This is a genomic window from Embleya sp. NPDC056575, assembly GCF_042793325.1.
GTDB lineage: Bacteria > Actinomycetota > Actinomycetes > Streptomycetales > Streptomycetaceae > Embleya.
The window spans coordinates 53,170-67,549 of the sequence record NZ_JBHTVA010000048.1 but is presented as its reverse complement, the minus strand read 5'-3'; the positions used below and the strand labels follow the sequence as shown (position 1 = coordinate 67,549).

The 14,380-nt window shown below is 75.3% G+C and carries 10 protein-coding genes; 7 read left to right on the top strand and 3 right to left on the bottom strand.

The annotated features are described in order from the left end of the window. Nucleotides 1–41: 41 nt before the first annotated feature. The 4 genes from ACFRCG_RS32095 to ACFRCG_RS32080 all read left to right on the top strand — a co-directional run bounded on the left by ACFRCG_RS32095 (nt 42) and on the right by ACFRCG_RS32080 (nt 8,730). Entirely contained in the window at nt 42–1,454 is a 1,413-nt protein-coding gene (locus ACFRCG_RS32095) for a HEAT repeat domain-containing protein (protein WP_380037908.1), read from the top strand. Between the two features lie 101 nt (nt 1,455–1,555). After that, nucleotides 1,556–3,103: a hypothetical protein gene (locus ACFRCG_RS32090; protein WP_380037906.1), complete on the top strand. Its 1,548-nt coding sequence runs from the start codon at nt 1,556–1,558 to the stop codon at nt 3,101–3,103. Then, on the top strand, nt 3,100–3,948 hold the full coding sequence (locus ACFRCG_RS32085) for a hypothetical protein (protein WP_380037904.1): 849 nt from the start codon (nt 3,100–3,102) through the stop codon (nt 3,946–3,948). Before ACFRCG_RS32090 ends, ACFRCG_RS32085 begins: the two co-directional genes overlap by 4 nt. Nucleotides 3,949–4,146: 198 nt before the next feature. Then, nucleotides 4,147–8,730 (top strand): hypothetical protein, encoded by a 4,584-nt coding sequence (locus tag ACFRCG_RS32080; RefSeq protein WP_380037902.1) that lies wholly within the window; start codon nt 4,147–4,149, stop codon nt 8,728–8,730. A gap of 6 nt (nt 8,731–8,736) precedes the next feature. Here the strand turns inward: ACFRCG_RS32080 and ACFRCG_RS32075 are convergent, their stop codons facing one another. Beyond that, the gene (locus ACFRCG_RS32075; RefSeq protein ID WP_380037900.1) at nt 8,737–9,282 is read right to left on the bottom strand and encodes a nuclear transport factor 2 family protein; all 546 of its coding nucleotides are present in this window, start codon (nt 9,280–9,282) and stop codon (nt 8,737–8,739) included. 98 nt (nt 9,283–9,380) lie between these two features. Between ACFRCG_RS32075 and ACFRCG_RS32070 the strand changes: the two genes are divergently transcribed. Then, nucleotides 9,381–10,505, top strand: a complete 1,125-nt coding sequence (locus tag ACFRCG_RS32070; protein WP_380037898.1) for a serpin family protein — start codon at nt 9,381–9,383, stop codon at nt 10,503–10,505. On the opposite strand, the gene ACFRCG_RS32065 is transcribed toward ACFRCG_RS32070, so the two are convergent. Continuing rightward, on the bottom strand, nt 10,457–11,080 hold the full coding sequence (locus ACFRCG_RS32065) for a helix-turn-helix domain-containing protein (RefSeq protein WP_380037896.1): 624 nt from the start codon (nt 11,078–11,080) through the stop codon (nt 10,457–10,459). The genes ACFRCG_RS32070 and ACFRCG_RS32065 overlap by 49 nt on opposite strands. A gap of 37 nt (nt 11,081–11,117) precedes the next feature. On the opposite strand from ACFRCG_RS32065, the gene ACFRCG_RS32060 reads away from it, so the two are divergent. Both ACFRCG_RS32060 and ACFRCG_RS32055 read left to right on the top strand, forming a co-directional pair. Beyond that, nucleotides 11,118–12,389 (top strand): MFS transporter, encoded by a 1,272-nt coding sequence (locus ACFRCG_RS32060; protein WP_380037894.1) that lies wholly within the window; start codon nt 11,118–11,120, stop codon nt 12,387–12,389. Between the two features lie 83 nt (nt 12,390–12,472). Next, nucleotides 12,473–13,447: an LLM class F420-dependent oxidoreductase gene (locus tag ACFRCG_RS32055; protein ID WP_380037892.1), complete on the top strand. Its 975-nt coding sequence runs from the start codon at nt 12,473–12,475 to the stop codon at nt 13,445–13,447. 15 nt (nt 13,448–13,462) lie between these two features. On the opposite strand, the gene ACFRCG_RS32050 is transcribed toward ACFRCG_RS32055, so the two are convergent. Then, complete coding sequence (locus ACFRCG_RS32050; RefSeq protein ID WP_380037890.1) at nt 13,463–14,329, bottom strand: amidohydrolase family protein; 867 nt, start codon at nt 14,327–14,329, stop codon at nt 13,463–13,465. Nucleotides 14,330–14,380 lie beyond the last annotated feature (51 nt).

The window sequence follows — 14,380 nt, the reverse complement described above, 5'->3', positions numbered from 1 at the left end:
ATCCTGTTGCTCCAGGGTTGCCGGCCACCGATGCTTGCGGCATGTTCGATCCGGTCATCACCTCGCATGACGCCCTCCTCGGCCTGCTTCGCAGCGGCCACGGACAGGGCGCCCGGCGGGCCCTCGTCGCCGACCGCGTCGCCGTGCTCGACGCGCTCGACGGTTGCGTGGTCCGCGATCCCCGTGCCGTTCCGGCCACCGAGTCCCGCTCGCTCTATTACGCGCGCCTGTACGCGGACCTCGACGCCGGCCTCGACGGCCTCGCCCGACATCTGTTGTGCGAGGAGGACTGGACCGACGAGGACGCGGACCGCACCGCGCTCCCGCTCGCCGTCCTCGGCACGCTCGCCCGCCTCGGCCGCACCGACGCGACCGAGTTGCTGCGCGCCTACGTCGAGGAGGGCCGCGACTGGCCGGAGGCGCTGGACCGGCTCGCCGCCATCGGACAGGACGCGGCGCTGACCGGCATGCTCGACGTCGTGCTGGAGCGCGGCGAGGACGACGAACTCTACGACTGCGTCAAGCGCTCCACCGGCATGCGCCCGTGGCGGATCTGGGCGGCCGAGGACGAGCGGGTGCGCGCCGTCGTCGAACAGGTCGACCTGGACTGGTGGCGTTGGGAGTTGACCCGCTCGGTGCGTACCGGCACACCGCCGACCGCGCCCGCGCAGACCGTCGACCAGGTGCTCGCCGAGGCCGCCGACGGCCCACGCCAGGCGCTCGCCTGCGGCCGACGGCTCGCCGCCGTCGCCGGGCCGGAGCACCGCGGCGCGATCCTGGCCGCCGCCTGGGCCGGACCCGACGGCGCCAGAGCCGCCGCGCTGCGCTACCTCGGCGAACAGGGCGACGGCGCGCTGCTCGACCTGGCCGAGGGCGCGCTCGCGCCCGACGCGCCCACCGGGGTGCGGCTCGCCGCCGCACACGCCATCGGCGGCCTGCGCACCCCCGCCGCGGTCGCCCGGGCCCGCACCTGGGCCGCTCGCGAGGACCTGCTCGGCGAGGTGGCCGTGCGGATACTGGCCGGCGCCGGGGAACCCGCCGACGGACCGATCCTGCTGCACGCGCTGCGCGCCAGGGTGGCCGCGGTGCCCCCGGCCGGCGCGGCGGACGCCGACCAGGCCGACCACTTCCGGCTGCGCGACCTCGTCACCGGCATAGGGCGCCTCGCCCTCGTCGACGCGCTCGACCTGATCCGCGACGTCTACCGCGACGCCGCCTCCGCCGGACTGCGCGCCTGCGCCGTGGAGACCCTCGCCCGGATAGAGCCCTCCTTCGCCGCCGAGACCGCCGTGGAAGCCCTCTGGGACTGCCAGGCCGACACCCGACTGATCGCCGCGCGCCACGTGGACGCGCGCCGCCCCGAGGCCGTGACGCGACTGCGCCGGCTCGCGGGCGACCCGGCCGAACACGCCGAGGTGCGCACCGCCGCCAAGGCCAGGCTGAGCGAGATGTGAGCGAGATGTAGCCGGCCCGCGGCCGACCCCGCCCCCGTTCGGCCCCATCCGGGGTGGGCGGGCGCCGAAGCTGTCGGCCGAACGTCCTAGGCTCTACTCCCATGACCGTTTCCGCCCCAGCCGTCCGGCCCGGGGAGCTGCCGCCGCCCGCCGGCCCGGCGCTGCCCCCGGGCGCGGCGCACCCCCGCTCCGGGGTGACCGAGGAGGGCCTGGCCCGCCGCCTCAAGGCCCTCGCCTGCACCGCGCCGTTGCACGACCTGGAGGCGCGCAAGGCCAACCTGGCGGGCGAGTACACCGTCTACGCGATGGCCGAACTCGGCCTCGCCGCGATCGACCTGGTCACGGTCACGATGGACTTCGACACCGGCGCCGACCACGACGAGATCGTGAGCCGGCTGCGCCCGCGCGTGGCCGCCCAGGCCCCCGGGCGCGACCCGGCCGAATACGAGCGCGTCGCCCGCTGGGTCCTGGAGAACCTGATCAACGTCGGCAGCGTCGACCGGGGCTTTCGCGCCGTCTACGGCATGTGGACCCGTGAGGGTGAATACATCCGGCGCGACTACGACTTCAAACTCCTCGAAGAGGTCCCCGGCCCCGACGGGCACATCTTCCTGCGCGCCACCGACGAGGCGATCAACGTCCTGGTCGGCGCCCTCGACACCGACGTGACCAGCGCGCAGATCGCCGCCGACGTCAAACTCGACCACCTGATCCGGCGAGGCCGGCTCGCCGAGGCCAGGTTCGCCGCCGAGCAGGCCCGCTACCGCACCGTGCAGTACGCCGAATCGCTGCGCCGCGCGCTGGACGCGACCCGGCGCAACGTGCGCGCCGTCGACTGGCTCCAGGCCGTGCCGGACCTGATCGACGAGGCGTTCGACCACGTCGCGGACCGCTACCGGCACGAGAACGCGATCCTGATCAACATCCGCCGGGCCCGGGACGAGGCCGAGGAGAGCGAGCGCAAGCGCGGCGCGGCCGAGCTGGTCGACATCGTGCAGGACTGCATCCGCCGGCACACCCAGTTGCAGACCCGGCTGATGGAGGCCGGACCGCTGTTCCGGGCCGAGCAGGACCGGCAGGCGTTCGCCGCGCCGAGCACCCGCACCGGGCTCGACCTGTACGGGCAACTGCTGCGCCCGCTCCTGGAGTTGCCCGTCGGCGACGCGCGCCGGGTGACCGACCGGTTCTTCGCCGCCGGCACCGGCCCGCGCACCCCCGTCGCGGTGCGCCTGCACGATCTGACCGAGATGTTGCTCACCCCGCCCGCGCCGCGCGACCACCTCGGCGCCGAACTGCCCGAGCCCGACGTGTCGCTCACCCCCGACGACAGCCGGTACAGCGAGCGTCAGCACGACGCGGCGGCGCTGCTCCTGGACATCCCGCCGGAGGCCCCGCGCCGGTTGTCCGGGCTGCTCGCCGAGGCCCGCGAGGCCGATCCCGACCTCGGCTACCTGGTCGCGCTGCTCGCGTTCCACGCGGCCTCGCCGCCGGTGGGCACCGCGCTGCGCCAGGGCGATCGCACCCTGCTCGTGGCCGTCGACGACGGCACCGAACTCGACGACCCCGAGGTCGGCGGCGCCGACCTGATCATCGGCACGGCGGTTCTGACCGGCGCGCGACCCGAGCCGGAAGGGCCCACCCCCGGATGACCCACGACACGGCGGCCGACGCCGCCCCGATCACCTCCGCCGACGTCGGCGACGCGGCCCGCCTGGTCGCCTTCGGCCTCCAGCCCAAACTGCTGCCGGCGCGCGACGCGGAATACGCCGACCTGATCCGCCGACACCGCGAGGATCCGCGCTTCGCGGCGCTCGCCGCGGCCGTCGCGGCGGGTCTGGGCCTGGTCGTCCTGGAGGTGTCGTCGCGCGCCGGGATGGCAGTGACCGCCGGTGAGGACTCGGTGTTCGCGGTCCGGATGGGCGACTACGCGCGCCGGGCCGGTACCGAGTCGGCCGACCGCTTCCTGCACGGCCTGGCCCACCTGGCGGTGGCCGCGATGGCCTTCCCCCGCCCGGAAGACCTGGCCGACGACGCCTACGTGGGCCGGCTCAGCGTGCACGGTGTGGACGCCTTCGTCCGCCAGGCCTGCCGGCGCCTGGAGGAACGCGCCGAACTGCGCGGCGAGACCAGCGACCCCGAGGTGGACGGGCCGAGCCTGGAGGCGGCCTGGCGGGTCTACGCCAGACGCAGCGCCACCGGCGCGACCAAGGACGCCCGCCGGCTCGCCGCCTCCACCGTGGGCATCGTGGCCAAGGCGGTGGCGTTCCTGGTCGACTCCGGCTTCCTGCAGCGGGTCTCCGACGACGGCGGCGGCACCTACCGCACCACGGCGCGCTACCAGCTCCAGGTTCGCGACACGGCCGGCTCGGCGGCGATGTCGGAGCTGCTGGAGCTGGGCGTGGTGGCGGTCACCGACGGCAGCCCGAGCCTGCTGGCCGCCGCGGTCGACGGCGAACTGGTGCCGGGGGCCGGGTTGCCCTTCCACGGCGTCTGACCGCGTGCCGGGGCGGCGGCGAGCGGCGCGGCCCGGGTCCCGATCGTCCGCGCGTGCCGCGCCGGGCGCCTCGCGCCGCCCGCCCGCCCGCCCGTTCGTCCGCCCGCCCGCGCGTTGTTCGGGTGGCGCGCGACGCGTTCGGCCCCGTTTGTTCGACCTGTTCCGTCCTGTGCTTCGACCAGAGAGATTTGACCGCCGATGTACGAGCTGTCCCGGGTCCGCCTGTTCTCCATCGGGCCCGCCGGTGCGCGTTACGCCGACACCGTGCTCGACCTGCGCGGGGTGGGTGCGCCCGTGCCCGACCCGGCGCCCAGGCAGGCACAGTTGTTCGAGGGCGAGCCGGTCGGGCCGCCGCGCCGACCCGCGCCTGCGGGTGTGTTGTTCCTGGAGAACGGCGGCGGCAAGTCGGTCCTGCTCAAGCTGATCTTCTCGGTGATGTTGCCCGGACACCGCAACACCCTCGGCGGGGCCAGCTCGGGTGTGCTGCGCAAGTTCCTGCTCGCCGACGACTGCGGGCACGTCGCGCTCGAATGGCAGCACGTGCTCACCGGCGAGACGGTCGTGGTCGGCAAGGTCAGCGAGTGGCGCGGCCGACAGGTCTCCTCCGACCCGCGCAAGTTCGCGGAGAGCTGGTACTCCTTCCGACCCGGGCCCGGGCTCACCCTGGACGGGCTGCCGGTGCAGGTCGGCGGGCGGCGGCGGACCATGCGCGGCTTCCGCGACGCGATGACCGAGCTGCACAAGGTCTACCCGGACGTGGACGTGGTCTGGGAGGAGATCCACGACCGCTGGATCGAGCACCTGAACCTGTTGGGCCTGGACCCGGAACTGTTCCGCTACCAGCGCGAGATGAACGCCGACGAGGGCGAGGCGGCGGGCCTGTTCGCGGTCAAGAACGACGCGGACTTCGTCGACCTGCTCCTTCGCGCGGTCTCCGACCCGGCCGACACCGACGGACTCGCCGACCTGGTCGACGGGTTCGCGGTCAAGCTCGCCCAGCGCGCCGAACTGACCGCCGAGCGGGACTTCGTCGAGGGCGCGGTGGAACTCCTGGACGCGGTCGGCGAGGCCGCCTCGCGGCGCACCCGGGTACGCGCGGTGCACCGCAACGCCGAGGACGCCGCGCGCGGCCTCGGCCGCGAACTGGGCGCCCGGGCCGAACGGGAGCGCGAGCGGGCGGCCGAACTGGCCCGACGGGTGGCCGACTCCGCCGCGGCCGTGGACGCCGCCGAGCGGGCCCGGGCACACGCCGCGCTCGTCACCGCCGAGATCACCCACCGGCACGCGGGCATGCGGCTGACCGCCGCGGAGAAGGACGCCGCCCGGATCAAGCGCGAACTCGGCGACGCGCGCGGGCTGCACGCGGCCTGGCTGGCCACCGAGGCGGTGTTGCGGCACCGGGCCGCGGTGGACCGGGCCGAGCGGGTGGACGTGGCGATCCGGGCCGCCGAGCGGGACGCCGCACCGGCCCTCGCCGCCCGTCAGGACGCCGCCTCGGCGCTGGTACGCGCGCTGCACGCGGCCGCCGCCGGGGCGGAGGGCCGGGCGGACACCGAGGAGCGGCGCGCGGCCGAACTCCAGGAGCGGGGCGAGCGGGCGCAGCGGGCCGCCACCACCGCCGCCACCGAGGCGCAGCGCACCCGCAGCGAGGCGGCGCATCTGCGCGGCCGTCTCGTGGAGGTGGGCGCCGAACTCGATCTCGCGGTCGAGGCGGGCTGGATCGACGACGACGGCGACCCGGCCGAGTCCGCAGCGCGCGCCTCGGACGAGGAGCAGACCGCCTCCGCCGCGTGGACCGAGGCCCGGGCGGCGGCCGAACAGGCGGCGGCGCGGGTGCGCGAGGCCGAATCCGCGCGCGGCCGGGCCGAGTTGGCCGCGGCCCGGGCGGCGGACCGGCTGGGCGTGGCCGAGGCCGACCTGACCGCCGTGCACGAGAACGCGACGGCGCTGGCCGCCGAGCCGAGGGTGCGAGAACTGCTGGGCCCCGACGCCGAAACGGCGATCGGCGAGCAGGCCGCGCGCACCTTCGACCGGGCCGCCGACGTGCTGCGCGAACTGCTCGCCGAGGCGGTCGGCGACGGCGAGCGCACCCTGTTCCACCTGCGCACCGGCGCCGCCGACGACTCGCGGATCCTGGCCGCGCTGGGCGACGGCGGCCTGCTGCCCGCCGGCCCCGACGTGCTGGCCGCGGTCGAACTCCTGGGCGAGCACGGCATTCCGGCCCTGCCGGGTTGGCGCTACCTGGCCCAGTCGGTGCCCGCCGAGCGGCACGCCGCGGTGCTCGCGGCCCGCCCGCAGCTGGTCGACGGCGTGATCGTCACCATGCACAACGCGATGGACCGGGCCCGGGACGTGCTGGCCGAGGCCGCGCTGCTGCCGCGCTCGGCGGTGGCGGTGGGCACCCCGCAGGCGCTGTTGGAGCCGGGCGAGGAGCGGGCGGACACGTTCCTGGTGCCGCCGAACCCGGCGATGCACGACGAGCGGGCCGCCGACACCGAGCGGGACGCGCTGCGCCGGCGGGCGGGCGAGCGGCAGGAGGCGATCCGCGAGCGGGCCGCGCGCCTGGAGGCCGATCGGGCGCTGGCCGGACGCCTCGCGACGTGGCGGGCGGCGTGCCCGGCGGGCCGGCTCGACGAACTGTTCGAGGCGGTCGCCGACGCGCGGGTCGAGCTGGCCGCCGCGCAGGCCGCGGGGGAGGCCGCCGAGATCGCCGCGGTGACCGCGGAGCAGGACCGGGCGCAGGCGGTGGATCGGCGCGATCGGCGGATGGACGCCGCGCAGACCGCGCGCCGCCGCGCCGACGCGCTGGCCGGGCTCGCCTTCCGGCTGCGCGAGCGGGCCGGGTGGGCGCGCCGGATCCGCGAGCTGGAGCAGGAGACCACCGAACACGAGGCCGGCGCCGAGGCGGACCGGCTGCTGGCCCGCACCGCCGACGAGGACCGCCGGCAGGCGCAGCGCTCGGCCGACGACGCGCGCCGCACCGCCCGCGCGCTGCGCGAGGAACGCGCCGAGATCACCGGCGCGTCCGAGGAACAGGTCGCCGACGAGGCGGCCGACGAGGCCGCCGCGCGGGCGTCGTTGCCCGCGCTGCGCGAGGCGTACCGCACCGCCCGCGCGCTGTACGAGAAGGTGGGCGTGGGCGCCGACCTGCGGGCCGAGCAGGCCCGCGCGGAGAGCGAGGAGTCGGCCGCGCAGGGCACCCTGGACCGGCTCACCGCCAAGGTGCGCCGACAGGCGGCCGAACTCCTCGACGGATTCGACGGCTCCGACGGCCCCTCGCGTCTGGCCGCCGCCGGTCGCGCCGAGGACCACGTACGCACCCTGGAGGGGCGCGCCGACGCGGCCAGCGAACTGCTCGGGCGACTGCGCGGCGAGGTGGAGCGGCACGCGCCCGCCGAAGGCCACGAGCATCACCTGGACCTGCCCGAGGAGCAGCGGCCCCGCGACGGCGCACACGCGCACGAGTTGTTGCGGGCCGCCGGTGCCGAACACGCGACGCGGACCGAGGAGGTCGCGTCGGCCCGCGAGACGCACGGGCGCCTGGTGCGCGAGCACACCGACGCGGAGCACGCGGCCGGAGCGTTCGGCGAGGTGGCGGGCTCCCTCACGGACACGCTGCCGGCGGTGCCGGTGGACCCGGAGCAGCCGACCGCGACGCCGTTCGCGGGTCCGGTCGCCGACGCGCGGGACGCGGCGACCACGTGCCGGCGCGCGCTGCGGGCCGCGGCGGCCGACCTGTCCGCCGCCGAGGCCCAGGTCCGCGAGCGCACCGAGACGCTGGTGCGGCACGCGGGCGCGACCCGGTTCGAGCAGGTCCGGATGCCCGCTCGGCAGCAGATCCGGGAACTGCCGCCGGCCGCGCTCGCCGAGCACGCGCCCGCCTGGTCGGCGGCGTTCGCGCCGCGCCTGCGGGTGCTCACCGACGAGCTGCGCCAGATCGAACGCAACCGGGACAGCATCGTGGACCGGATGCGTGGGATGGTCGAGGCCGCGCTGACCACGCTGCGCGCCGCGCAGCGGTTGTCCCGGCTGCCGGAGGAGCTGGGCGAGTGGTCCGGGCAGGAGTTCCTGCGGATCCGCTTCGACGAGCCGGACGCGGCGGCCCTGGTCGAGGCGCTGGGCGAGGTGGTCGACGAGGCGACCCGGACGATTCGGCGCGGTCGCGACGGCACGGTCGGCGGGGTGCGGCGGGACGGGATGACGCTGCTGCTGCGCGGGGTGCACGCGGCGCTTCGCCCGCGCGGGGTGCGGGTGGAGATCCTGAAGCCGGACTCGGTGTTGCGGGCCGAACGGGTGCCGGTGGGGCAGATGGGCGACGTGTTCTCCGGCGGCCAGCTGCTGACCGCCGCGATCGCGCTCTACTGCACGATGGCGGCGCTGCGCAGCAACGACCGCGGCCGGGCCCGGCACCGGCACGCCGGGACGTTGTTCCTGGACAACCCGATCGGGCGGGCCAACGCGTCGTATCTGCTGGAGCTCCAGCGCGCGGTGGCGGATGCGCTCGGGGTGCAACTGGTGTACACCACGGGGCTGTTCGACACCACGGCGCTGGCCGAGTTCCCGCTGGTGGTGCGGCTGCGCAACGACGCCGACCTGCGGGCGGGGCTGAAGTACATCTCGGTCGAGGAGCACCTGCGGCCCGGGCTGCCGGTGCCGCAGGAGCCGGACGCGCCGCAGATCGTCGGCGAGATCCACGCGACCCGGGTGTTCCGCAAGCCGGTGGAGCAGATGGAGGCGGTGGAGCCGGTCGGGGCGGTGGAGGTGGCGGAGCCGATCGGCTGAGGCCGATCAGGCCGACGGGCCCGGGTCGGCGGGGAACGGCGCGTACACCGCGTCGGTGCGATCGCGTCGACCCGTGCGCAACCCCTCGGGCACCGGCCACTGCCCGGCCGCGTCGTCGACCCGGACCCACTCGGTGGTGGCCACCCGGCGGGCGATCCGCCACACGCCGTCGCGCCGGGCGAAGTCGTCGATGTAGCGGAAGCCGGTGGTCAGGTTGCCCCGCGGCGCCGGGTCGGCGCTGCGGTGGAAGGCGATCCCGTAGGTCTCCGAACGGGCGAGATCGGGCGTGTCGTCGCGGAAGTCCACCAGATGGTTGCCCATCAGATGCATGGTCGAGGTGTATCGGGGGAGCAATCGCCCGATCCACGCGAGGTATTCGTCCACCGTCCCGGTGAAGGCGCCGTGTTCGTCGGTGGCGTCGGGGTGGTAGCACGCGCGGACGGCGTCGAGGTCCATCCGGTCGATGCCCCGGCAGTACCGCGACACCACGTCGCGGATCGCCTGACGGTCGATGAGTCTGCGCAGCTCCACGTCCCCGCCGAAGTCGTCCATGACGCACGACACTACGGTCGGGAGGCATACATCTCCTCGGCCGGGGGACAGCGAACACCTCCGGGCAGCGACGACGCGGCGACGACAAGGGTGATCGGATGGAACCGGCTCTGCGCGAACACGCGGGCGCCGTACGGGAGCTGGCCTCGCGCCTGCTCGACGCGATGCTGAGCGACGCCGGCGTGCGGGCGGCCGGTGGCGACGTGGTGTGCTCGCCGACCGGCCTGTGGCTGGCGCTCGCGGTGCCGGCCGTCGGCGCGGACGGGGACACCGCCGAGGAGTTGGCCGACGTGGTCGGTCTCGCCTGGCCCGAGGCGGCGCCCGCGGTGGACGCGGTGGCGCGGGAGCTGGCCGGGATCGAGGCGCTCGCGGTGGCCACCGGGGTGTGGAGCGCGGCGCCGCTGCGGGCGGAGTTCCGGGCCGCGCTGGCGGAGGTCGAATTCGGGTCGCCGGTGGATCCGGCCGCGCTGGACCGATGGGTGGCGCGGGCCACGGATGGGCTGATCGAGCGGATACCCGTGCGGATCCTCGAGGCGACGCGGCTGCTCGTGGTCGGCGCGCTCGCGCTGCGCGCCCGCTGGCGGGACGGGTTCGATCCCGCGCGCACGCGCGATCGGCCGTTCCACGCCGCCGACGGCACCCGGGCGGCGGTCCCGATGATGCACCGGGAGGTGCCCGCCGCCGACGTGTGGACCATCGACGGCCGTGACGGCGAGGTCACCGTGGTGGAACTGCCGTGCGCGGGGGAGCGGCCCGCTCGGGTGCGCTTCGCGCTCGGCCCGCCGCAGGCCCCGCCCGCGTCGGCGATCACGGCCGGGTGGGCGCCGCGCGAGACGGGGAAGCCGTACGAGGGCGCGGCGGTGGAGGTGGCCGTGCCGCGCTTCGAGCTGCGCACCCGGCTCGACGTGGTGCCCCGACTGCGGGCGCTGGGCGTGACGGCGCCGCTGGGCGACGCCGCGGACTTTCGCTGGGCGTGCGACGAGCCGGTGCGGATCGACGCGATGGTCCAGGAGTCGCTGCTGCGGGTCACCGAGGAGGGCGTGGAGGCGGCGGCGGTGAGCGCCGTCACGCTCACCCCCGTGAGCTGGACGCCCAAGCCGCGCTCGGTGTGCTTCGACCGACCGTTCGCGTGTGTGGTGACGGATCCCACCGGCTACGTGCCGCTGTTCGCGGGCTACCAGGCCACGGCGCCCCGGGAGGCGGCGGCGCCGACCTCCCGGTAGCGGGGGTCGGGCACACCCGCGTAGACCACGGTCATGGTCAGCCGGACCGGCTCGGCGCGGGTGTTGCGGTATACGTGCGGCCGATCGCCGCGCATCCGCAGCGCGTCGCCGGGGCCGACGGTGAACGTCGCGCCGCCCACCTCGACGGTCACCGTGCCCTCGTGCACGTGCAAAAGCTCGCGCGTACCGGTCGGGTGCGCGTCGGCGGACACCTCGTCGTGTGCCGCCAGGCGCAGTTCCCACAGCTCGGTGAACGGCGCGGTGGTGTCGTTGATCAGCAGGCGGAACACGCTCTCCCGGCCGCCGGGGCGGGTCGGCGCGTCGTCGCGGCGGGCCACGTGGCCCAGTTCCTCGGGCGGCTCGACCAGCCGCCCGATCGGGATGCCGAGGGTGGCCGAGATCCGGGCCAGGGTGGCGATGCTCGGGTTGGTCCGGCAGGTCTCGATCTGCTGGAGCATGTTGCGGCTCACCCCGGAGCGGCCGGCGAGTTCGTCCAGCCGCCAGCCCCGGGCCTGCCGCGCGGCGCGCAGATTGGCGGCGAGGGTGTAGCCGACGGCTTCGGCGGGATCGGTCATGGCGCGATTGTGTCCTCGGGTCCAAAATACTGTGTCCATGACACAGAATAGTGTGCCCGGACATGAAGTCGGGCAGGGCACGACCGACGTCGAGGTCGCGGGGGGCGGCGCCGACGTCCGGGTTCGGCGTCCGGTTCGGCGGTTGCTCGCGGTGGGGCTGGTCGACTACCTGGGCGTGGGGTTGTTCGTCGCGTTCTCCGCCGTCTACTTCACCCGGATCGTCGGCCTGTCCACCGGCGGCGTGGGCCTGGGTCTCGGGCTGGCCGGACTGATCGCGCTCGGTACGGCGGTGCCGATCGGCCGGCTCGCCGACCTCGTGGGGGTACGCAACACCCTGGTCGCCCTGCACCTGGCCCGCGCGGCCGGCACCGCCGGCTACGCGGTCGTCGGCGAGTGGTGGGGCTTCCTCGCCGCGGTCGCCGTGGTCACCACGGCCGACCAGAGCGTGTCCGCGCTCACCCAGGCGTTCGTGGCCGAACTCGCCGACGGCGCCGACCGGGTGCGCACCCTGGCCGCCTACCGCACGGTGGCCAACCTCGGGATCAGCCTCGGTGCCCCGCTCGGCGGCCTGACCATCGGCCTGGACGACGCGGCGGCGTTTCGCGCGGTCGTGCTCGTGGGCGCCGCCGCGTTCGTCCTGGTGGCCGCACTGCTCGCGACCATTCCGGCGCCGCCGGCCCGGGGCGCGGTGACGCGGGTGTCCGGGTGGGGCGCGCTACGCGATCGGCGGGTGTGGGGGTTGGCCTCGATCGACACGCTGCTCCAACTGTGGCTGCCGGTGCTCAATCTGGGCATCCCGCTGTGGCTGACCACCCGCGGCGGGTTGTCCGCGTCCTGGCTGGGCGCGCTGTACGCGGTCAACACCGTCTTCGGCGTGGTGTGCCAGATGCCGGCCGCCCGGCTCGCGATGTCGGTCCGCGCCGCGCGGCGCTGCCAGGTGGCGGCCGGCGCGCTGCTCGCGGCGGCGTGCGTGCTGCTGTGGTCGGCCGAACGAGCCCCCGCCGCCGTGGTGTTCCCGATCGGCGTGCTGCTGCTGTCCTGCGGCGAGGTGATCGCGGTGTCGGCCGCCTGGACGTTGTCCTACGCCGTCGCGCCGGACGACCGCCGGGCCGAATACCTGGCCGCGTTCGGCATGGGCCGCTCGGTCGGGCGCAACGTGCTCGGCCCGATCCTGATCACCGGACTGCTCCAGGCGGTGGGCGGCGTCGGATGGGGTGTAATGGCGGCCCTGTTCGCGAGCGCGGGCGTCGGCACGCTGTTCGTCCGCCTCCCGCCCGACCGCCCGGCCGCCGACGCGCGCGAAGCCTGAGCGGCGCGTCGTGCGCACGCCCGCGCTGTGGTAGTCCTGATCGACCACCACGACCGTCTTCGGGAGTACGCGGAGGAGCACGCATGGATCAGGCCCGCTTCGGGATCACCGTTCCGCTCGACGCCCCGCTCACCGAACACCCCCGCCTGATCCGCGAGTTGCGGAGGGCCGGCTACACCGACGTCTGGTCGGCCGAGGTGGACGGCTCGGACGGCTTCACCCCGCTCGCCGTGGCGGCCCTCGCCGACCCGGACGTGCGCCTGGGCACCGCGATCGTCTCGCCGTACACGCGCGGCCCGGCCACTCTGGCGATGAGCGCGGCGGCGCTCGCCGAGGTGGCCCCCGGCCGCTTCCACCTGGGCCTGGGCGCCGGCTCCGCGCCGATCGTCGAGGGCTGGAACGGGGCCGAGTTCGACCGGCCCTACCAGCGGGTGCGGGACACCGTACGGTTCCTGCGCGCGGCGTTCGCGGGGGAGAAGGTCACCGAGGAGTACGAGACCTTCGCGGTGCGCGGCTTCCGGCTGTCCCGGCCGCCGCACAGCCCACCGCCGATCCTGGTCGCCGCGCTGCGCCCGGGCATGTTGCGGCTCGCCGGCCGGGAGGCCGACGGCGCGATCCTGAACTGGCTCTCCGCGAAGGACGTCGAGCGTGTGGCGCCGTACGTGCGCGAGGGCGGCCCGGACAAGGAGATCGTCGCGCGGATCTTCGTCGTGCCGACAGGGGACCGGGACACCGCGCGGGCGATCGGCCGACGGATGATCACCGCCTACCTCACCGTCCCGGTCTACGCCGACTTCCACCGATGGCTCGGGCGCGAGGAGCAGTTGGCGCCGATGTGGGAGGCGTGGGCCGAGGGCGACCGCAAGCGCGCCCTCGACCTGGTGCCGGACACGGTGCTCGACGACCTGATCGTGCACGGCGAACCGGCCGAGTGCCGGGCGCGGATCGCCCGCTACGTCGCGGCGGGCGTCACCGTCCCGGTCCTGGCCGTCATCGACCCTCGCCCCGGCGCCGACCCGATCGAGGCGGCACTGGCCCTGGCCCCGACGGCCGGCTGAGTGCCGGCCCGCCGATCACAGCCCGAGCACCCGCAGGGCGTTGGTCCGCAGGAACTTCGGCCACACCTCGTCCTTGAAGCCGACCCCGGGCAACTCGGCGAAGATCCGCTCCAGGGTCAGCCCGTACGGGAAGTAGCCCGCGTACATGACCTTGTCCGCCCCGCGCGTGTTCGCGTAGTCGACGATCGCGCGCGGGTAGTGCTTGGGCGCGAACGCCGACGAGGACCAGTGCAGGCCCGGCCACTTGAGCATCAGCTTGACCGCCGCATCGCACCACGGCTCGCCGCCGTGGCGCAGCACGACGGTCAGTTCGGGGAAGTCGTAGCAGACCCGGTCGAAGCGCATCACCTCCTGCGCGGCGGCCGGCACCCGGGGCCCGGGGATGCCCGCGTTCACGAACACCGGCAGGCCCAGCTCCACACAGGTCGCGTAGAGCGGATACGCCAGCCGGTCGTCGATCGGCACCGGAGGTGTGCAGCCGCACGGGAAGAAGGTCGCGGCCAGGACGCCCGCCTCCTCGCGTGCCCGGCGCAACCCGCGCACGCCCGCCATCACCTCGGTCGGATCCACCTGGAAGCTGCCGAGCAGCCGATCCGGGTGCCGGCGCACCGCGTCGAGCGTGTCCGGGTCCTCGAACGAGACCGGGATCAGCGCCTTCTCCACGCCGAACCGGTCCATCTCGCGCAGCAGATCCTCGGCCGAGGAATCGGTGCGCTCCAGCTCGGGCAGGTCCTTGAACATGTAGCCGGCCGGGTGGGTCATCCCGGTCCGGCTGTCCTCGTCCCGCAGGGTGCCCGCCATCGCGGTCGCCCACCAGCGCCGGTCCCGATTCGGCAGACCCATCAGCAGGTCGACCACGCCGATGCCGTCCGGAATACCCATGCACACCTCCGTACAACGGAAACGACCCCGGAGCCGGCCCGGGCCGTGGCG